This window comes from Stenotrophomonas nematodicola (assembly GCF_009467805.1).
Lineage (GTDB): Bacteria > Pseudomonadota > Gammaproteobacteria > Xanthomonadales > Xanthomonadaceae > Stenotrophomonas > Stenotrophomonas nematodicola.
Window position 1 is genome coordinate 1,264,584 of sequence record NZ_WIAY01000001.1, and the last position, 18,377, is coordinate 1,282,960.

The following is an 18,377-nucleotide window of genomic DNA, read 5'->3' on the forward strand; positions in this document are numbered from 1 at the left end:
CTCCTGCACCCCCTCCGCTCCCCAGGTTTTCTTTCATGTCCGGCACCTACAGCCAGAGTCTTGTCGTGTTCTCGCTGCTGGTCGCCATCCTCGCCTCCTACACGGCGCTGGACATGGCCGGCCGTCTGGCCAGCACGCAGGGGCGCGTGGCACGCTGGTGGCTGGCCGGCGGCGCCGTCGCGATGGGCCTGGGCATCTGGTCGATGCACTTCATCGGCATGCTCGCCTTCGACCTGCCGATTCCGGTCGGCTACGACCTGGCGATCACCCTGTACTCGCTGGCCGTCTCGGTCGGCGCCTCGGCCTATGCGCTGTGGCTGGTCTCCCGCCCGCACCTGCCCTGGGCGCGCCTGGGCGCCGGCGCGGTTCTGATGGGCCTGGGCATCGCGGCGATGCACTACCTGGGCATGGCGGCACTGCAGATGCAGCCGGGCATCACCTACGATCCCCTCTGGTTCACCGCCTCCATCGTGATCGCCATCGCGGCCTCCGGCGCGGCATTGTGGATCGCCTTCCGCCTGCGCGGCGAACAGCGCCGCCCGTTCCTGCTGCGCGGCGCCGCCTCGCTGGTGATGGGCCTGGCGATCGTGGGCATGCACTACACCGGCATGGCGGCCGCCAGCTTCCCGCCCGGCAGCATCTGCGGCGCGGCCTATGGCGAGGGCATCGACAGCAAATGGCTGGCGGTGCTGGTGATCGTCACCACACTGGCCACACTGGGTATTGCCCTGATCGCGTCCGTGTTTGATCGCCAGATGCGCACCCGTACCGGCCTGCTCGCGGACTCGCTGGCGCAGGCCAACGAAAAGCTGATCCAGGCTGCCCTGCATGACCCGCTGACCCAGTTGCCGAACCGGATGCTGCTGCAGGACCGTATCGAGCAGGCGATCGAGAAGGCGCGTCGGCGCCAGTTCACCTTCGCGGTGATGTTCTGCGATCTGGACGGTTTCAAGACCATCAATGACGCCTACGGCCACCAACTCGGCGACAAGCTGCTGATCCAGATGAGCCAGCGCGTGGCCGCGCTGCTGCGTGCCCAGGACACCTTCGCGCGTCTGGGCGGCGACGAGTTTGTCATCGTGTTCCAGGTCGACGCGCCGGAAGATGCCGCCGTGGTGGCCGAGCGCATCATCGCCACCATCGCCGAACCCTTCGTGATCGACGCGCTGGAGCTGCAGGTCAGCGCCAGCCTGGGCATCGCGCTGTACCCGGCCGATGCCACCAGCGAACGCGACCTGATGGCGCATGCCGATGCCGCCATGTACCACACCAAGGAATCCGGCCGTAACGGCTATACGTTCTTTACGCAGTCGCTCAACGTCAGCGCCAACCGCCAGCTCAAGCTGCTGCAGGAGCTGCGCAAGGCCGTGATCCGCAACGAACTGGTGCTGCACTACCAGCCCAAGTTCCCGGCCAACGGCCAGGCCCTGACCGGTGCGGAGGCACTGGTGCGCTGGCAGCATCCGGAGCTGGGGCTGCTGTCACCGGATGCCTTCATTCCGTTGGCCGAGCGCAGCGGGCTGATCCTGCAGATCGGCGACTGGGTGCTGGACCGCGCCTGCGCGCAGCTGCGCCAATGGCACGACGCGGGCCACGCGGACTGGTCGATGGCGGTCAATCTCTCGCCCCTGCAGTTTGGCTCCAGCACCCTGCTCGAGACCGTGCGCGGCACGCTGGAGCGCCATGCGCTGGCGCCGCGCTGGCTGACCCTGGAAGTGACCGAAACCACAGCGATGAAGGACGTCGAGGCCAGCCTGCAGATCCTCCACGGGCTGACCGCAATGGGCGTGAACATTTCCATCGACGACTTCGGCACCGGCTATTCCAGCCTGCTGTACCTCAAGCGCATGCCAGCCACCGAGCTGAAGATCGACCGGGCGTTCGTGCATGACCTGGAAGAAAACGCCGAAGACGCGGCGATCGTCTCCTCGATCATCGCCCTCGGCCGCTCGCTGCAGCTGCGGATCGTCGCCGAAGGCGTGGAAACCGACGGCCAGCGCCAGTACCTGAGCGATCTCGGCTGCGATCTGCTGCAGGGCTACCACCTCGGCAAACCCGTGGGTGCCGAGGAGTTCCTGCGGTTGGCGCGCGCCGCGTGAGGGGCTGTGGCGACCGGCGGTCGGCACCTACAGCCGCCACCGGCCTCTCTCGGCGTATGCGACACCCGGGGTAGAGCCGACCGTTGGTCGGCTGCCCTTCGCTCCGGCACCGGCACCGCCCCCTCACCCAACAAACAGAAAGGCCGCCCGGAGGCGGCCTTTCTGCATGCCGGGGTCCGAAGACCTCAATGCATCATATGCACGTTCATGTTGTGCATGACCCACAGCGAACCGGCGACGATGATGCCGATCACCACGACGGTGAAGGCCGCCGCGCTGACGTTCCAGCGCTGTTCGGAGGAGCGGTCCAGGTGCAGGAAGAACACCAGGTGCACCAGAATCTGCAGCACCGCGGTGATCACGATGATGATGCCGGTGGTCAGACGCGGCAGGTCGCCGTGCATGACGGCCCAGAACGGGATGATGGTCAGCACTGCAGCCAGCAGGAAACCGATCAGGTACGACTTGACGCTGCCGTGGCTCTCACCGCCGGCGCTGTGGCCGTGGTCGTGTGCGTGATTGTCATGTGCGGACATTACAGCGCTCCATTCAGATAGACGACGGAGAACACGCCGATCCAGATCAGATCCAGGAAGTGCCAGAACAGGCTCAGGCACGCCATGCGGGTCTTGTTGGTCGGGGTCAGGCCGTTCTGCTTGATCTGGATGAACATGATCAGCAGCCACAGCAGGCCCGCGCTCACGTGCAGACCGTGGGTACCGACCAGCGCGAAGAACGCCGACAGGAACGCACTGTGGTCCGGACCGTAGCCCTGATGGATCAGGTGGTTGAACTCCCACACTTCCATGACCATGAAGCCGAAGCCCAGCAGCCAGGTGATGGCCAGCCACAGGTACATCTGGCCGACCTTGTGCTTGTGCATGGCAATCATGCCCAGACCGAACGTCAGCGAGGACACCAGCAGCAGCGTGGTTTCCCACGCCACGAACGACAGTTCGAACAGGTCCTTCGGACCCGGGCCGCCGTTGGTACCGCCGGACAGCACGATGTAGGTGGCAAACAGCGTGGCGAAGATGAGGCAGTCGCTCATCAGGTACACCCAGAAACCGAAGACGGTATTGCCGCCGGTGTCGTGGTGCTCGTGGTCATCATGGCCGTGGGCCGCCGCATGCGCGGCGTGCCCGTGGTTCATGGTGTTGGGGATAGTGCTGCTCATGCCTTCAGCTCCGATTTCACCAGGCCCTGCGCCACCAGGTGGCGACGGTGCTCATTCTCGATCCGCTCCACTTCGGCGGCCGGCACGTAGTAATCCACGTCCTTGTCGAAGGTGCGCCAGATGAAGGTGCCGATCATGCCGATCATGCCCACGATGGCCAGCCACCAGATGTGCCAGATCATCGCAAAGCCGAACACCAGGCTGAAGGCGCCGATCACCACACCGGTGCCGGTGTTGCGCGGCATGTGGATGTCGGTGTACCTGGCCGGGCGTTCCCACGCCTCACCACGCTGCTTGCGCTCCCAGAACTCGTCCAGTTCGTTGACGCGCGGCAGCGAGCCGAAGTTGTAGAACGACGGCGGCGAAGAGGTTTCCCACTCCAGCGTACGGGCATCCCACGGGTCGCCGGTCAGGTCGGCGGTCTTCTTGCGGTCGCGGATCGACACGGCGATCTGGATGACCTGGCACAGGATGCCGGCACCGATGATGAAGGCACCAAACATGGCGATGATCAGCAGCGGCTGGTACTCCATGTTCGGGTAGCTCTGCATGCGGCGGGTCATGCCCATGAAGCCCAGGATGTACAGCGGCATGAACGCCACATAGAAGCCGATGAACCAGCACCAGAACGCGCGCTTGCCCCAGGTTTCGTTGAGACGGAAGCCGAACATCTTCGGCCACCAGTAGGTGATGCCGGCGAACATGCCGAACACCACGCCGCCGATGATGACGTTGTGGAAGTGGGCGATCAGGAACAGGCTGTTGTGCAGCACGAAGTCGATGGCCGGGATCGCCAGCATCACGCCGGTCATGCCGCCGATGGTGAAGGTGACCATGAAGCCGATGGTCCACAGCACCGGGGTGGTGAACTGCACGCGACCGCGGAACATGGTGAACAGCCAGTTGAAGATCTTCACGCCGGTGGGAATGGAGATGATCATCGTCGTGATGCCGAAGAAGGCATTGACGTTGGCACCCGAGCCCATCGTGAAGAAGTGGTGCAGCCACACGATGAACGACAGGACGCCGATGCACGCCGTCGCGTAGACCATGCCCTTGTAGCCGAACAGCGCCTTGCGCGAGAACGTGGCGATGACTTCGGAGAACACGCCGAATGCCGGCAGAACCAGGATATAGACTTCCGGGTGACCCCAGATCCAGATCAGGTTGATGTACAGCATGGCGTTGCCGCCACCGTCATTGGTGAAGAAGTGCGTGCCCAGGTAACGGTCCAGGGTCAGCAGCACCAGGGTGATGGTCAGCACCGGGAAGGCGGCGATGATCAGCACGTTGGTGACCAGCGCGGTCCAGGTGAACACCGGCATCTGCATCAGCTTCATGCCGGGGGTGCGCATCTTCAGGATGGTAATGAAGAAGTTGATGCCGCTCAGCGTGGTACCCAGGCCGGCGACCTGCAGGCCCCAGATGTAGTAATCGACACCCACCCCTGGACTGTATTCCTTGCCCGACAACGGCGGGAAGGCCAGCCAACCGGTCTGCGCGAACTCACCCACGCCCAGCGAGATCATCACCAGGCCCGCGCCCGCCACGAACAGCCAGAAGCTGAGCGAGTTGACGAACGGGAAGGCGACGTCGCGTGCGCCGATCTGCAGCGGCACCACGACGTTCATCAGGCCGGTGATCAGCGGCATCGCCACGAAGAAGATCATGATCACGCCGTGGGCGGTGAAGATCTGGTCGTAGTGATGCGGCGGCAGAACGCCTTCGGCACCGCCGGCCGCCATCGCCTGCTGCACACGCATCATGATCGCGTCGGCAAAGCCGCGCAGCAGCATGACGAAGGCGACAACGAGGTACATCACGCCGATCTTCTTGTGGTCGACCGAGGTGAACCACTCTTTCCAGAGATAGCCCCACAACTTGAACTTGGTGATCAGGGCCAGCAGCAGCAGGCCACCGATGCCCGCGCCGATCAGCGTGGTGATGATGATCGGGTCGTGCGGGATGTCGGCAAATGTCAGTTTACCCAACAGATTCATGCTCATTCTCCCGAGCCGCCGTGGCCGGTGTGACCGGCGGCGGCGTGCTCGTCTGCAGTGTGTTCGGCATGCGCGTCGGCGGCGCCGGCCGCATGGCCGGCGTGCGCGTCGGCAGCGTCATGACCCTCGGCCATGCCCGGCATGGCGTGGCCTTCGTGGCTTTCGCCCTCGGCGCCGTCATGCTTCATGGCCTTGTGGTCGTGCTTCATGCCGTAGTGCTGGTTGTCGCCCATGTGCTTGGCGATCACCCAGTCGAACAGGCCAGCCTCGACGGTGCCGTAGTAGGTCACCGGGTGCCAGTCGTGGTTCTTCTCGGCGCCCAGCGCGTTGAACGCGGCCTTGTCCAGGCTGCCACGCTCGGCACGCACCTTGGTCAGCCACGCCTGGTACTGCGCGTCGGTCACCGAGTGGGCACTGAAATGCATCTTGCTGAAGCCCGCGCCGCTGTAGTGCGAGGACATGCCCGGGAATTCGCCGGTCTCGTTGGCGATCAGATGGAGTTTGGTCTCCATCGCCGTCATCGAGTAGATCATGCTGCCCAGGTGCGGAATGAAGAATGCATTCATCACCGAATCGGACGTGATCTTGAAGTTCAGCGGGGTATCGACCGGGAAGGTGATCTCGTTGACCGTGGCGATCTTCTCTTCCGGATAGATGAACAGCCACTTCCAATCCAGCGAAATGGCCTCGATCACCACCGGCTTCTTGTCGGAAACAAGAGGACGGTACGGATCCAGCGCGTGCGAGGAGCGCCAGGTAAGGACCGCCAGCACCAGCACGATCATGCACGGAATCGACCACACCACCACTTCGATCGCGGTGGAGTGCGACCACTTCGGCTCATAGCGGGCCTTGGTGTTGGACGCACGGTACTTCCACGCGAAGGCCAGGGTCATGACGATGACCGGCACGACGACCAGCAGCATCAGCACGGTAGCCGTGATCAGCAGCGTCTTCTCATCGTGGCCGATCTGGCCCTTGGGGTTGAGGATGGCCGAGTTGCAGCCCGTGAGGAACACGGACAACGCAAACAGCAGGCCCGGACGCAAAAAGCGTCCAAGGGGTTTCAACGGAATCATCGGTCGATCCAATTGCGTAGGGAATGCAGGTCAGGCCCGCCCCACCCCGGCCAAAGCCGGTTGTGCCGGTCCAGGGGGACGGGCACAGGGACGTTCTTGTCAGCCCTCTAATTTTAGGCCGTCACGCACCATTTAAGAAAGGCATTGACAATGATCCAGCGCAGAAAAGCCCTGTTTTGGGCTGCGACACGTTGTCGCACCGCGCGCAGGGCGCCCGGATCGGGGGCCGGCACCTCCACTCCGTTCAGGTATAGACACGTTGTCCAGCCCCCTATGAACGGAGTCGATTCTTCCGCCGACTCCCGGCTACAATCTTGACGCTTTGTTAACAGGGGACCCCGATGCACCACCAGGATGCAGCAACCTCCGTTGCTGCCAACGCGCATGGACCATACCGCGCAGACATCGACGGCCTGCGCGCGATCGCAGTCGTGGGCGTGCTGCTGTATCACGCATTTCCGACACTCCTGCCCGGCGGTTTCGTCGGCGTCGATGTCTTCTTCGTCATTTCCGGCTTCCTGATCACCCGGGTGATCCTGGATGGGCTGGACCAGTCCCGCTTCAGCATCGGCGACTTCTACGCCCGTCGCGTGCGCCGCATCTTCCCGGCCCTGCTGCTGGTCCTGGCAGCCTGCTTCGCGTTCGGCTGGAAGACCATGCTGGCCGAGGACCTGGCCCATCTCGGCAAGCAGACCGCCGGGGGCGCCGGGTTCATCGCCAACCTCGTGCTCTGGAGCGAAGCGGGCTACTTCGACATCGCGTCGGCCAGCAAGCCGCTGCTGCATCTGTGGTCGCTGGGCATCGAAGAGCAGTTCTACCTGGCCTGGCCGCTGCTGCTGTGGGCGGCCTGGCGGATGCGCCTGCCGCTGATGCCGGTCATTATTGCCACCGCCGTCGCCTCCTTCCTGGTGAACCTGCACTATCAGAACGGCAATCCGACCGCCGCGTTCTACTCCCCTCTGTCGCGGGCCTGGGAACTGATGATCGGCGGCATGCTGGCGCACTGGAGTTCGGCGCAGGGTGCCCGTGAGCGGACGTGGTGGGCGGCCCGCCTGAGCCGTTCCGGCGTGGCGATGCCGGCCGAGACCGCGGCGCGGGTGCGTGCCTGCGCTGCATGGGTGGGCGTGGCCCTGCTCGTGATCGCGATGCTGAGCATCCGGTCGACCATGCCGTTCCCGGGCGTGCGCGCCCTGCTGCCGACCTTGGGCACCGCACTGCTGATCGGCGCGGGTCCGTCCACCCCGGTAGCGCGCTGGATACTCTCCAGCCGGCCCTTCGTGTGGATCGGCCTGATCAGCTACCCGCTGTATCTCTGGCACTGGCCGCTGCTCACGCTGGCCCGCAATGCCTACGGCGACCTGAGCACGCTGGACCGCGCCGGCCTGCTGCTGGCCAGCGTTGTCCTCGCCTGGCTCACCTGGCGCCTGGTCGAGCGGCCGCTGCGCTCCTCGCGGCGCGGCGGCCTCAAGGTCGCCGCCCTGCTGGTGGGCATGGCCATCATCGGTGTCCTCGGCTACAAGACCTGGAAGAACGCAGGGTATCCGTCGCGCTATCCGGAGATCATCCAGCGCGCCACCGAGTACGATCTGGAGGCGTATCGCGCCGGCCTGCGCAACCACATCTGCTTCATGGAGATGGGCGAGAACGCGGACAAGTACGCGCCCGAATGCGTGGATCAAGGCACCCAGCCGCTCTGGGTGCTGTGGGGTGACTCGTCTGCGGCATCGCTGTACACCGGCATTCGTGGTCTGCAGCAGCGCAGCGGGAAGATGCGCCTGGCGCAGTTCACCTCGTCGGCGTGTCCGCCGATGGCCGGTTTCGCAGGTCCCAATCCGGCCTGCACCTACAACAACGACTGGGCCTTGGCGTCGATCGCGCGGCTCAAGCCCGACACCGTGCTGATGGCGGCCATGTGGCATGAGTATGACAAGGCCAATCTGCCTGCCACGCTCGCCCGCCTGAAGGCGCTCGGTGTGCGCCGCGTGGTCATGCTGGGGCCGCCGCCGTCCTGGAAGGACACCCCGTCGCGGATCGTGTTCAATCTCTGGCGCGATGACCCGCTGCATGCCACCCCGCCGCCGCGACTGGATTACACCAAGTACGGCATGGGCCAGGATGCCGCTGCCGGTGGGGCCGATTACCGCACCGCCACGGCCGAAGTGCTCCTGCGCGATCTCGCCAAGCAGACCGGCGTGGAGTACATCTCGCTGACCGAGGTGCTGTGCAACGAGGATGGTTGCCTGACCCGCTCCGACTCCAAGAGCGGTGAGACGTTCTACCTGGATATCGTGCACCTCACGCCGGCCGGCTCGCGTTTCACCGCAGACCTGATCGCCAAGCAGTTGCTGCAGGACTCGCCCTGACGCCTGACGCACAGGCACCCGTTGTCCCGACGCACGCGGCCGCTCCTTCACTGGAGCGGCCGCGTGCGTTCTGCGGGGCTATCCGGCAGGCGGCGGAACCGCGTTCGGGCATGGCGTGCCTGCCGCGAAATGTCCCAGATTGCGCAGCGTGATCTGCGCGATCTCCTGCAGCGCCTCGGCGGTGAAGAAGCCCTGATGGCCGGTCACCAATACGTTCGGGAAGGTCATCAGGCGCTGGAACACCTCATCGTCAATGATCTCACCGGAGCGATCCTGGAAGAACAGCGCGCTTTCCTGCTCGTATACGTCAATGGCCAAGTGGCCGAGATGGCGCGACTTCAGCGCATTGATCACCGCGTGGGTATCGACCAGCCCGCCGCGCGAGGTGTTGACCAGCATCGCACCAGGCTTCATCGCCGCCAGCGCGGCCGTGTCGATCAGATGATGGGTCTGAGGCGTCAGCGGGCAATGCAGTGACACGATGTCCGAGCGCGCCAGCAGCACCTCCAGCGCCACGGACGCACCGATCGCCTCGAAGGCGGTGGACGGACACGGGTCGTGGCCCAGCACCGTGCACCCCATGCCGTGGAAGATCCGCGCGGTGGCCAGGCCGATCTGCCCGGTGCCGACGATACCCACCGTTTTGCCATGCAACGTGCGGCCAAGCAGGCCATCGAGCATGAAATTGCCGTCGCGCACACGGTTGTACGCGCGATGCGTCTGGCGATTGAGCGTCATGACCAGCGCCAGCGTGTGTTCGGCCACCGCCTCAGGGGAATACGCCGGCACGCGCGCCACGAACAGGCCCAGCCGCTGCGCCGCAGCCACATCGACGTTGTTGAATCCCGCGCAGCGCAGCAGCAGCGCGCGCACGCCCTGGGCATGCAGCGCCTCCAGTACCGCCGCATCCAGACGATCGTTGACGAACACGCAGACCGCTTCGCAGTCCTGCGCAAGCGCCACCGTGTGTGCATCCAGCACCGCGTCGAAATACAGAAACTCAAAGGCCGCCCGCGCATCGTCGCGCACGTTGGCGGCATCCAGGGACTGGCGGTCGTAGGGTCGTGCACTGAAAACGGCGATCTTCATGGAGACCTCGGCGAAGGGAGCCCTGTCACGATAGCGCGGAAGCCGGGTTCACCCCAGTTGTTCCGCACTGGATGCGAATTGTCCGCGACTGTGGACTGCTTGAGCACCGTTAGCTCGGCCCAGGAAGGAACACCCTCCTTATCAATCAGTTCCGAAGGCACCCCAAACAAAAAGCCCCGACCAACGCCGGGGCTTTCTGCTGAACTGGTGCCGGAAATAGGAATCGAACCTACGACCTACGCATTCATATATCTACCCGCGCGTACTCGTCCGCAGGGAACTGCCAATTTTTGGGGGCGCCACGAGGAAACGACATCGAAAAGGCACCCGGAATGTCGACAGCTGCTGCACTGAATACCTCTCCGCCATCCTTTGAACGGAACTCTACTCCCGCATCGACAAGGATGCCATCACGTTGCCACCGAAGGATGCTGATCTGGCCTACCACAAAGCCCACCAGTTCTGAGAGGCCAACCTGATTCCCATCGCTGACGGCACTTGGTGCCAAAGCAAGATTGATCGTCCCGTACTCATCCCAGCCACGAACCAGAGTGCTCGATGAAGTAATTTCAAGTGAGTACCCAGAACTGAACTCCAGACAGGCCCACCACGCAAGGTCCGAGCGCTGAGTAGCAGGAATGCAGCAACGCGTTACTTCCGCCCCACGCAACAAATCAAGTTGAACGAAAGAATCCAGCCCCTCAAGCTGCGCTGGAAGGTAGAGCGATCCATCAGCCAGAGAATCAATCGTAGTGAAGGGTTTCATGTGGTTTATTTCCGTTAGCGGGAATGTCTATGCTCTTCCAACCTGAACTGTTGGTGTCGCGCCCGAACACGCCGTTCTCTCCGATTCTAGCTCCTGGCAGAGCGCTGCATCCCTCCCAACCGGCGCCACTTTGAAGAACGCTCGGCGCAGATCATCGCCGCAGGGGAAGCCACCGGTCATTTGGTGGCCGTGCTGATGGTCGACGTCGACGATCTCAAGAAGATCAACGACAGCCATGTAATGACCCACCGTTTTCTGCTCAGGTCATGCGGTTAATGTGGCGGCATGAGCCGCGTCTGGGGTCATCATCTTCAGCGCCTGATGTGGGCGCTGTTGGTTGTAGAAGCCAATCCAGTCGCCAATGATCCGCAGGGCATGGACTTGGCTCTCAAACCGGTGTCGATGCACGCACTGCTCCTTAAGCGTCCGGATAACCCGTTCCACCATCCCGTTCTGCTGCGGGCAGTGCGGTGTGATGAATTCCTGTTTCAGGCCGTGACTGCGCACCAGGCGCGTGTAGTCACGGCTGGTGAAGACCAGGCCGTTATCCGAGCGCAGCAGGAAAGGCTCCGGCACACGTCCCAGCGTGCCAAAGCGGGCGATCAAGGCCTGCTCCAGAGCGGCTGAGGCAGTGCTCGCCTTGCCGGTGCGTGACAGGTGCCAGCCCAGCAGCTGCCGCGTGCTGCAGTCGATCACCAGCGCCAGGCTCAGCCAGCCGTCCTTGCCTCCCCATACACGGCACAGGTCTGTGGCCCATCGCTGGTCGGGCCGTTCGGCACGAGAGACCTTTGCCTCGATCCTGGGCCGTTGCCCAAGTGCGCGCTTGCGCACCTGCCAGCCCTTGAGCTGGAAGATCCGCTGGACGGTGTTCTTGTTCATGCCCAGCAATGCAGCCACCGTGCGGTAGCCGAACGACGGCTCCGCCTCGATCATCTCCTTGATCGGCTCGGCAAGCTCCGCTTTGACCTTTGCAGGCGAACGGGTCGGCTTGTAGTACCTCGTCCGCCGCGCCACACCGAACCACTGGCACAGCTTGGTCATCGGTACCGCCACACCTTCGTCCTTCAGGCCCTGCTGCACCGAGAGCATCAGCTCTCGTCCTTTCCCAGCAGGGAGGCCAGCTTTTTTCGGGCGCGGATCTCCAGCATGGCCTCGCCGTAGGCTTCCTGCAGGTCTTTGAGCTGGCGCTCGTACTGCTCGCGCACGTCCTCCGGCTTGGCCCGCAGCGCGTTCTCCATGCCGCGCTTGCCATCTTCGACCCAGCTGTCGATCTCGGCCGGCGTCAGGTCAAACTGGCGGCTGGCCGCAGCCACGGTGGTCATGCCCTGGATGATCTCAAGGACCAGTGCCGACTTGCGACGGGCCGTCCAACGCTTGATCTCTTCTTCCATTACTTCGCTCATCGGTGTCTCCTTCGGGGAAAGTAACGCCTGAGCAGGAAATCAGTGGGTCATTACAGCCAAGCCGAGGGCGATGCCTCGCGAGGGATTGAACGGCTACAGCTGGAGCGCATCGCGGCGCTGCCCAAAGCACAGCAGCGGTTTGTCATGCAGATGTTGGATACGGTGCTGCAGCAGAGCGGTTGATTGGTTTGGCCAAAGCAAACAAAAAGCCCGCCATTGGCGGGCTTTCTATTGCACCGACGGTTAGGAAGCAAACCGGATCCCGCCATTCAGCGACCTGTTTGGTTCGATGCTTCGGCTGCGAACGCTGCGAGCCAACATCAAGAGTCCAAACGAATCAATCGATCGGCAATTGTGGCCGCTCTCCTGCCATCTCTTGCAGCCAATAATGCTGCCCAATAATCTCGATTCGTCCCAACGCACTATTTTTCTCGCCGTATCCGGGGAGGTACAATCCGGCTACAGTCGCTGCAGAATCATTTGCCATTAGTCGTTTAAAGCGATCGACCTCTGACAAGGCAACACCAAGAGCAACCCCGCCTTTTCCTCCAGAATAAACATAAAGATCTTTTGATGCGAACATGTATGGCGAGCCGTCGACATAAGCGATATAGCCCGTAACCTCAATGTAGCCAACATCGTGGCGCGTCCACAATTCTGGAAATAACGACACACAGACGCGAACGGGGCCATCGCCGCGTACACCTTTGGAAACGACATAACAGCCTCCTTCTTTTTCGGCATTGCCCGCTGTTACGCCACATGAAAAGAGAGAGAGTGCAAGGAAACAAAGCCAAGGCCTAATGATCATTATAGTAACTCTCGTTCAAGTATGACGCTCCACCAGAGCCCATATAGCTACTCACTTTCCACCCAACAACTCGCCCGCCCGGCAATGTCACAATAGCACTTTGATCAAATTGTCCGTTGCGGGTCCAGCCGTTAGCCCTCCTGTACTGCCCAATCGCATAATTCAAATCATTGCCACTAAACAAGCTCTTTGTCGGATGTGTATGTACGAAACCGGCGGTTATCGAGTAGGGCGTCGGCCCGGATGAAAAGTCGGGATTGACTGAAAACCTAAGTCCATCGCTTGTAGCAGATCCAAGAACAACGCCATCTTTGCTATAGAAAATTCTGGACGCAATCTCGGCGTCAAATTTATCTGCGATCCTACGGACTCGATCATCCCAAGCTCTTGCCGCGCTCCCTGGCGTTTCAAATTCTCTTTCTTGGATTGAACTCAATGCGTTGTTAGCTGCAGTGGTCGCAGCCTTGCCTACTGTCTCAGCTTGCTGCTGGGACCGCTCACTCCTCCCGCCATTCACCATTAGCACGCCGCCGCGAGCGCCCTGTTTCAGGGCGCTCCTTGTATCTTTGCCACAAGCTCGGCGCCCATCTGGATCCGTGAACTTGTAGGGATTGTTGTTGGCATACCAATACCGGTTAAACGCGCCCACCGGGTTGCTATACGCCGTCACCGGATCCACGGACAGGAACCTTCCGATTTGCGGATCGTAGTAGCGCTGCTGCATCTGCACCAGCCCGGTCTCGCCGTCCATCACATGCCCGGTGTAGCCAGGGCCATCCACCACCTTGCCGATGGGCGCGCCATACGGCTCGTAATGAGTACGCTCGATCACGTTACCGGAAGCATCAGTACTGGCAACCGGGCTACCCAGCGAATCGGTGTGCAGGTAGGTGATCTTGGCGTCCACACCTGCGTAGTCCCGGCGAGCGATCAGGCTACCGGCCAGATGGACGTACTCGCGCCCCAGGCCCTTGCGGCCATCACTCTGGAATACCAGCCGGCCGTCCTGCGCGTACTGCGAAAGCACCACTCCGAGTCCTGGGGCTGAGGCAAAGATGCGGCGCCCCAGCGCGTCATAGCGATAGCTCTCCTTTCCGCTGACCTCGCGCAGACGATTGCCATAGTCAAAAACGTGATTGAGGCCATTCTTCAACTTCAGGTTGCCCTGCACGTCATAGCTCAGGCCGATAAGCGTATTGCCCGCACCATCCCGCACATTGGTGAGGCGGTTGTGCGCGTCGTACCAGTAGCGATGGTCTTTGACACCCGGCAACATCCAGCTGGTCAGGTTGTCCAGCGCGTCGTAGCTGAACCGGTGCCAGGAATCGCCGCCAAAGTTGTTGGATCCTGCCGCGATCAGACGATCCAGACCGTCGTAGAGCATGTGCCGGTTGTAGAACGCCCCCAGTGCCAGGTCATAGATGTCGCTGACATTGCCATTCCGATCGAATCGCGTATCAAAGTCGAGAACACCTGAATCCGTGCTTCGCACCGGCAGTTGACGCTCGTTCTGCTGCATCGTGTGCACGATGCCGTTGCCATACCTGCTGCGCCAAGCGCCCGAAGACGTAGGCACGTACAGGTTGCGCGGTGGCTGTATCGAACTCGGTGCGCGATTGCTCGATGCCGTTCACCAGGCTTCTGGCCACCTGGCCCCGCACCCATAGCTGCGGGTTGTCGTAGTACTGGGTCGAGATGCTCCGGCCCTGGCCGTTCGAGTTGGACTCAGCAACCTCGATCTCGCGCACGGAGGGATCGAACGCCTGGACCGTTCGGGTGAACTGCACGCCATCCTGGGTAGTCAGCGTGGCCTGGACCGGCCTGTTCAGGTGCTCGCCCAGCTCGGTGGCACCGTACTTCAGGTTGCGTCCTGCCGCGCGTGGGAATGGCGCAGTGGCAAGCTCCGCATCGGGGTAGTAGACGCTGCGATCGGTGCGGACAACGGCGCCGCCGGAACTGGTGGAGGTCGCCAGCAGCAGGCCATCGTTGTAGGCGACCTCCTTGCCGAACTCATAGGTCTTGACCACACCGTCCGGCTGGGTCTCGATCGTGATCTTCGGTTCGGACTGGCCCACCGGCACCATCGGCCATCCCTGCTGACGCACCTCGCGGTTGTACTTCCCACCCAGGTTGGCGTACTGATAGGTCCAACTCGCCCTCGGCACGCCGGGGCCTTCGATGGTCCTGGCGACCAGCGACATCGCGTCTCGATAGATGGGGGTGAGATTCCAACCATCTGCAAGCAACTGGTCATCGCCAGAGGTATTTGAAGTGGCTTTATGAACCAATGCAATCCGAACGGTCGATAGGGCAATCCGTTATCCGCATCGTTCCTGGGGGGGCTGCCCACGCAATCCCCCGGCAGGGGAAGGAATGCACAAACAAAAAGCCCCGACCAAGGCCGGGGCTTTTTGCTGTATCTGGTGCCGGAAATAGGAATCGAACCTACGACCTACGCATTACGAATGCGCCGCTCTACCAACTGAGCTATTCCGGCTGAGCTGGCAATTCTAAGGCCGGGCGTCCGGGCGGTCAATTGCCCGGACGCCCCTGGGCTCAGAAGCGGTAGCCCAGGCCCAGCATCACGCCGTTCTGGTCCTGACCGTCCCGGCGCTCGCCGACGTAGTCGATCATGATCGACAGGCGCTCGCTGGCGCGGCTGGTGACGCCGACGTTCCAGCTCAGGACCTGCTCGCCCACCGACTGGCTGGTCGAACCGAAGACCAGGTCCGGCGCGGCCGCGAAGCCGGTGCTGAACTGGGCCTGGGTGTCGCCCAGCTCCTTCTGCCACAGGACGCGGGCGTGCGGGGTGATGCGCTCGCCCTTGCGGCCTTCGAAGGTCTTGAACAGCTGCAGGCCGGCACCCACGCGGATGCTCTCCAGGCTGTCGCTGCGGCCGGCCAGGGCGCCGGCGCCCTGCCCTTCGTTGAAGCGGACGTTGGACAGGCGGGCGTAATCGACCACCGGCAGCAGCGGCTGGATCACCAGACCGCGGGCGGTGGTGAAGGAGAAGCCGTGCTCCAGGCGGGCCGACAGCGCGTCGCTGTCGTACTTGGCGCGCAGCGGCGCTTCCAGGCCTTCGATACCCACGATGCTGCGGTGGGTGTCATGGCGCAGGTCGGTGTAGCGCAGCGAGGCCGACAGGTAGCCGCGCGAGTACGCGGCATCCAGGTAGCCGCCCACGTCCAGCGCGCGTACGTCACCGCTGAAGCCGGCGCCGTCGCGGCCCTTGGTGGACATCTCCGCTGCGGCCACGCTGACACCCAGGGTGACCTTGTCGTCGGCCAGGCGCGTATCGGCGCCGAGCACGATGCCGCCGGTGGTGTGGGTCAGGCCGGCCACGCCGCCATTGGCATCGATGCGCCCCTGGCTGCCGAACCCGCGGCCCCACATGCCAACGCTGCGACGGTCGCCAGCGGTGCCGGCGCTGCCGGTGTCGCCGGCCGGCTGCACCAGGTGCATTGCCAGTTGGTTGAACAGGCTGCCATTGCCCATGCCCGGCTGCGCGGAGGCGGCCTGTGCGGCCTGCGCGGCCAGGCCGTCGGCGTCGCCGCCGCTGCTGCGCATGTCGAACTGGTGCTGCTGCACGACGTTGCCGATGCTGCCCACCAGGGCGGTGTCGGCCAGGCGCAGGGTGGCGTGGCTGTCGCCGCGCAGGCCGCCGGCCTGCTGTGCGATCACATCGCGGTCGGAGAACTGCAGCGAGGCCAGCAGCGGCTTGAGGCCGGCGGCGTTGCCGGTGGCGGCACTGGCGAGCGCGCGGCCCAGGCCGTCGCCGGAGGTGGCGTTGGCGAACAGGCCGAGCTGGTCGAAGCCCGGGTTGGCGGTCAGCGACAGGCCGTTGGCGCTCTGCACGACGTTGAAGCTCAGCAGCGAGTTGTGGCGCGGGCGGAACACCTCGCCCTCGGCGATGCTGGCGGTGTAGCCGGTGTCGCCCAGGCGCACCACATCCTGGAAGCCGTCCTGGTAGATGGGGCCGGTGACCAGGTCGCGACGGTAGCTGCCGTCGTAGTAGCCGCGCGCGACGTTCAGTTCCAGGTGCGCACCGGGCGAGATCACCAGGGCGCCGTCGATCTGCTCGTCGTCGAAGAAGGTGCCGACGCGCAGGCGGCCGTTGGCGGCGCCGCCGTTCTCGGTGACGTCGAACAGGACCTTGCCGCCCGGCATGATGTTGACGTAGCCGTGGGTGACCAGATCGCCGCCGCGCGGCATCAGGGTGCCGTACACGCGCAGACGGTTGAAGCCGTCTTCGCGCCACGACGGGCCGCTGCCCTCGGCCAGTGCGTTGAGGTCCATTGCCGGCGAGGCGATGTCGCCATGACCGACCAGCATGCTGGTCTGCATGACGCGCACTTCAGCCGCGCGCAGAGCGCCGCCTTCCAGGGCGATGGTGCCGTTGTCGACCAGCATGAAGTCCGCGCCGGTGGTGGCGGCGGTGCGCCACACGGCACCGTTGGTGACGCGGATGACGCCCATCGAATCGTCGAGGGTGGATGCGGCGAGATCATTCAGGCGCAGCTTGGACAGCAGCAGGGCCTGGATGCCGGGGTCGCTGAGATAGTCCTGCACCGAGTCCGGACCGATGCCGTTGGGCCCGCGGCTGGACGCGTTGTAGATGGACTGCGCCAGATTGATGTAGGTGGACTGCCAGTCGGTGTTCCAGCGCGCGAAATCGTCATCGACGAACGTCTGCAGCTGGCGGCCGGTGCGCAGGTAGCCGGCGTTGATGTCGCCGGTGACGTTGGCGGTCACGTTGAGCGTGTCGCCCGGGGCGCGGTATTCGGCCGAAGTCATGATGTTGTTGTTGAACATGTCCTCGCCGGCGAAGGTCACGCGCTTGGCGCCGGACCCGTCCGGATCGAAGCTCACCGAGTTGCCGCGGGTGCGCGCCGGATCGGAGAACACCAGCAGGCCGTTGGGCTGCACCACTTCGTACATCGCCTTGCTCAGCAGGCCGGCATCCATGCCACCACCGTAGTTGCCGGTGTATATCTCGGTCATGCGCGCCGACGGCGTGTAGATCACCTTGCCGCCACTGCTGGCGGCGTGGATCTGCACCGAATCAACGGTCGGCAGGTCGCCGGCCATGTAACGTTCGACACCACCGGACTGCATGATGGAGCACGAGGAAATGCAGTGGCCGGACACGATGGTGTTCAGGCCGGCCGTGCGGATCACGCCCTGCAGCCACTCACCGGCAATCAGCGCGCCGCCGTTGGAGGTGCGCAGCACCACTTCACGGATCGGACGCCCTTCGGCCTGCGCCTTGGCCAGCAGCGCCGGCAGCGAGACCACGTCGGCGTAGGTCACGCCGCCGCTGAGGAAGATCCGATCGCCCTGTACGTGGTAGCTCATCGCGGCGGCTTCACCCGCCGCGCCCATCGCCGCCACGCCCAGCAGGCCTGCCAACGCCACACTCAACACCGATTGCTTCATGCTTTCTCTCCAGAAAAGGTCCTACCCCGCATCGCGCGGGACCTGTGCAGAACGTGGCGGAACGACGATCTCCCCCAGTCGGGCATCGACATAAAAATGAACGCATTCATTTTCAAAGCGTGGCACTTTCGGCCTTTCACATCCTGTCAACGTC

Annotated in this window: 16 protein-coding genes and 1 tRNA gene; 4 read left to right on the top strand and 13 right to left on the bottom strand. The window is 63.4% G+C overall.

Features of this window, described 5'->3' with window-relative positions; translation table 11 throughout:
• Window positions 1-35: 35 nt before the first annotated feature.
• The gene (locus GDJ08_RS05900; protein ID WP_017355329.1) at window positions 36-2,099 is read left to right on the top strand and encodes a putative bifunctional diguanylate cyclase/phosphodiesterase; all 2,064 of its coding nucleotides are present in this window, start codon (window positions 36-38) and stop codon (window positions 2,097-2,099) included.
• A gap of 185 nt (window positions 2,100-2,284) precedes the next feature.
• Here GDJ08_RS05900 and cyoD read toward each other — a convergent pair whose 3' ends face one another.
• Genes cyoD through cyoA form a run of 4 tightly spaced genes read right to left on the bottom strand, consistent with a single transcriptional unit; the run spans window position 2,285 to window position 6,355 of the window.
• Window positions 2,285-2,635 (bottom strand): cytochrome o ubiquinol oxidase subunit IV, encoded by a 351-nt coding sequence (cyoD, locus tag GDJ08_RS05905; RefSeq protein ID WP_017355328.1) that lies wholly within the window; start codon window positions 2,633-2,635, stop codon window positions 2,285-2,287.
• Window positions 2,635-3,276: a cytochrome o ubiquinol oxidase subunit III gene (cyoC, locus tag GDJ08_RS05910; protein WP_037590942.1), complete on the bottom strand. Its 642-nt coding sequence runs from the start codon at window positions 3,274-3,276 to the stop codon at window positions 2,635-2,637. Before cyoC ends, cyoD begins: the two co-directional genes overlap by 1 nt.
• Window positions 3,273-5,270: a cytochrome o ubiquinol oxidase subunit I gene (gene cyoB, locus GDJ08_RS05915; RefSeq protein ID WP_026070658.1), complete on the bottom strand. Its 1,998-nt coding sequence runs from the start codon at window positions 5,268-5,270 to the stop codon at window positions 3,273-3,275. Before cyoB ends, cyoC begins: the two co-directional genes overlap by 4 nt.
• A gap of 8 nt (window positions 5,271-5,278) precedes the next feature.
• Window positions 5,279-6,355, bottom strand: coding sequence for a ubiquinol oxidase subunit II (gene cyoA / locus GDJ08_RS05920; protein WP_017355325.1), 1,077 nt, complete (start codon window positions 6,353-6,355; stop codon window positions 5,279-5,281).
• 341 nt (window positions 6,356-6,696) lie between these two features.
• Here cyoA and GDJ08_RS05925 point away from each other — a divergent pair, with 341 nt between their 5' ends.
• Window positions 6,697-8,718, top strand: a complete 2,022-nt coding sequence (locus tag GDJ08_RS05925) for an acyltransferase family protein (protein ID WP_153164474.1) — start codon at window positions 6,697-6,699, stop codon at window positions 8,716-8,718.
• A gap of 78 nt (window positions 8,719-8,796) precedes the next feature.
• On the opposite strand, the gene GDJ08_RS05930 is transcribed toward GDJ08_RS05925, so the two are convergent.
• Together GDJ08_RS05930 and GDJ08_RS05935 are read right to left on the bottom strand one after the other, a co-directional pair.
• Window positions 8,797-9,807, bottom strand: coding sequence for a 2-hydroxyacid dehydrogenase (locus tag GDJ08_RS05930; protein ID WP_153164475.1), 1,011 nt, complete (start codon window positions 9,805-9,807; stop codon window positions 8,797-8,799).
• A 244-nt stretch (window positions 9,808-10,051) separates the two neighbouring features.
• Window positions 10,052-10,573 (bottom strand): hypothetical protein, encoded by a 522-nt coding sequence (locus GDJ08_RS05935; protein WP_153164476.1) that lies wholly within the window; start codon window positions 10,571-10,573, stop codon window positions 10,052-10,054.
• A gap of 108 nt (window positions 10,574-10,681) precedes the next feature.
• Here GDJ08_RS05935 and GDJ08_RS05940 point away from each other — a divergent pair, with 108 nt between their 5' ends.
• The gene (locus tag GDJ08_RS05940) at window positions 10,682-10,849 is read left to right on the top strand and encodes a diguanylate cyclase domain-containing protein (protein ID WP_267873503.1); all 168 of its coding nucleotides are present in this window, start codon (window positions 10,682-10,684) and stop codon (window positions 10,847-10,849) included.
• On the opposite strand, the gene GDJ08_RS05945 is transcribed toward GDJ08_RS05940, so the two are convergent.
• Complete coding sequence (locus GDJ08_RS05945) at window positions 10,838-11,662, bottom strand: IS3 family transposase (RefSeq protein ID WP_165699763.1); 825 nt, start codon at window positions 11,660-11,662, stop codon at window positions 10,838-10,840. The two genes, GDJ08_RS05940 and GDJ08_RS05945, sit on opposite strands and share 12 nt — an antisense overlap.
• Entirely contained in the window at window positions 11,662-11,976 is a 315-nt protein-coding gene (locus tag GDJ08_RS05950; RefSeq protein ID WP_153164477.1) for a DUF1153 domain-containing protein, read from the bottom strand. Before GDJ08_RS05950 ends, GDJ08_RS05945 begins: the two co-directional genes overlap by 1 nt.
• Before the next feature lie 42 nt (window positions 11,977-12,018).
• Here GDJ08_RS05950 and GDJ08_RS05955 point away from each other — a divergent pair, with 42 nt between their 5' ends.
• On the top strand, window positions 12,019-12,159 hold the full coding sequence (locus GDJ08_RS05955) for a hypothetical protein (protein WP_153164478.1): 141 nt from the start codon (window positions 12,019-12,021) through the stop codon (window positions 12,157-12,159).
• A gap of 154 nt (window positions 12,160-12,313) precedes the next feature.
• On the opposite strand, the gene GDJ08_RS05960 is transcribed toward GDJ08_RS05955, so the two are convergent.
• From GDJ08_RS05960 to GDJ08_RS05980, 5 genes are all read right to left on the bottom strand, one after another.
• Window positions 12,314-12,787 carry a hypothetical protein gene (locus GDJ08_RS05960; RefSeq protein WP_153164479.1) on the bottom strand — a complete coding sequence of 158 codons (474 nt, stop codon included), beginning with the start codon at window positions 12,785-12,787 and terminating at the stop codon, window positions 12,314-12,316.
• Window positions 12,777-14,306 carry an RHS repeat domain-containing protein gene (locus GDJ08_RS05965; protein ID WP_229296450.1) on the bottom strand — a complete coding sequence of 510 codons (1,530 nt, stop codon included), beginning with the start codon at window positions 14,304-14,306 and terminating at the stop codon, window positions 12,777-12,779. Before GDJ08_RS05965 ends, GDJ08_RS05960 begins: the two co-directional genes overlap by 11 nt.
• Window positions 14,245-14,988 (bottom strand): hypothetical protein, encoded by a 744-nt coding sequence (locus GDJ08_RS05970; RefSeq protein WP_153164480.1) that lies wholly within the window; start codon window positions 14,986-14,988, stop codon window positions 14,245-14,247. The genes GDJ08_RS05965 and GDJ08_RS05970 overlap by 62 nt, the downstream gene beginning before the upstream one ends.
• 220 nt (window positions 14,989-15,208) lie before the next feature.
• A tRNA-Thr gene (locus GDJ08_RS05975) sits at window positions 15,209-15,284 on the bottom strand.
• 59 nt (window positions 15,285-15,343) lie between these two features.
• Window positions 15,344-18,223 carry an autotransporter outer membrane beta-barrel domain-containing protein gene (locus GDJ08_RS05980; RefSeq protein ID WP_153164481.1) on the bottom strand — a complete coding sequence of 960 codons (2,880 nt, stop codon included), beginning with the start codon at window positions 18,221-18,223 and terminating at the stop codon, window positions 15,344-15,346.
• Window positions 18,224-18,377 lie beyond the last annotated feature (154 nt).

Coding starts and splice junctions, on each gene's coding strand:
- GDJ08_RS05925 (WP_153164474.1), top strand. CDS start 6,697: ATGCACCACCAGGATGCAGCAACCTCCGTTGCTGCCAACGCGCATGGA.
- GDJ08_RS05930 (WP_153164475.1), bottom strand. CDS start 9,807: ATGAAGATCGCCGTTTTCAGTGCACGACCCTACGACCGCCAGTCCCTG.
- cyoC (WP_037590942.1), bottom strand. CDS start 3,276: ATGAGCAGCACTATCCCCAACACCATGAACCACGGGCACGCCGCGCAT.
- GDJ08_RS05965 (WP_229296450.1), bottom strand. CDS start 14,306: ATGCAGCAGAACGAGCGTCAACTGCCGGTGCGAAGCACGGATTCAGGT.
- GDJ08_RS05945 (WP_165699763.1), bottom strand. CDS start 11,662: ATGCTCTCGGTGCAGCAGGGCCTGAAGGACGAAGGTGTGGCGGTACCG.
- GDJ08_RS05980 (WP_153164481.1), bottom strand. CDS start 18,223: ATGAAGCAATCGGTGTTGAGTGTGGCGTTGGCAGGCCTGCTGGGCGTG.
- cyoA (WP_017355325.1), bottom strand. CDS start 6,355: ATGATTCCGTTGAAACCCCTTGGACGCTTTTTGCGTCCGGGCCTGCTG.
- cyoD (WP_017355328.1), bottom strand. CDS start 2,635: ATGTCCGCACATGACAATCACGCACACGACCACGGCCACAGCGCCGGC.
- GDJ08_RS05935 (WP_153164476.1), bottom strand. CDS start 10,573: ATGAAACCCTTCACTACGATTGATTCTCTGGCTGATGGATCGCTCTAC.
- GDJ08_RS05970 (WP_153164480.1), bottom strand. CDS start 14,988: ATGTCGCTGGTCGCCAGGACCATCGAAGGCCCCGGCGTGCCGAGGGCG.
- GDJ08_RS05900 (WP_017355329.1), top strand. CDS start 36: ATGTCCGGCACCTACAGCCAGAGTCTTGTCGTGTTCTCGCTGCTGGTC.
- GDJ08_RS05960 (WP_153164479.1), bottom strand. CDS start 12,787: ATGATCATTAGGCCTTGGCTTTGTTTCCTTGCACTCTCTCTCTTTTCA.
- GDJ08_RS05950 (WP_153164477.1), bottom strand. CDS start 11,976: ATGAGCGAAGTAATGGAAGAAGAGATCAAGCGTTGGACGGCCCGTCGC.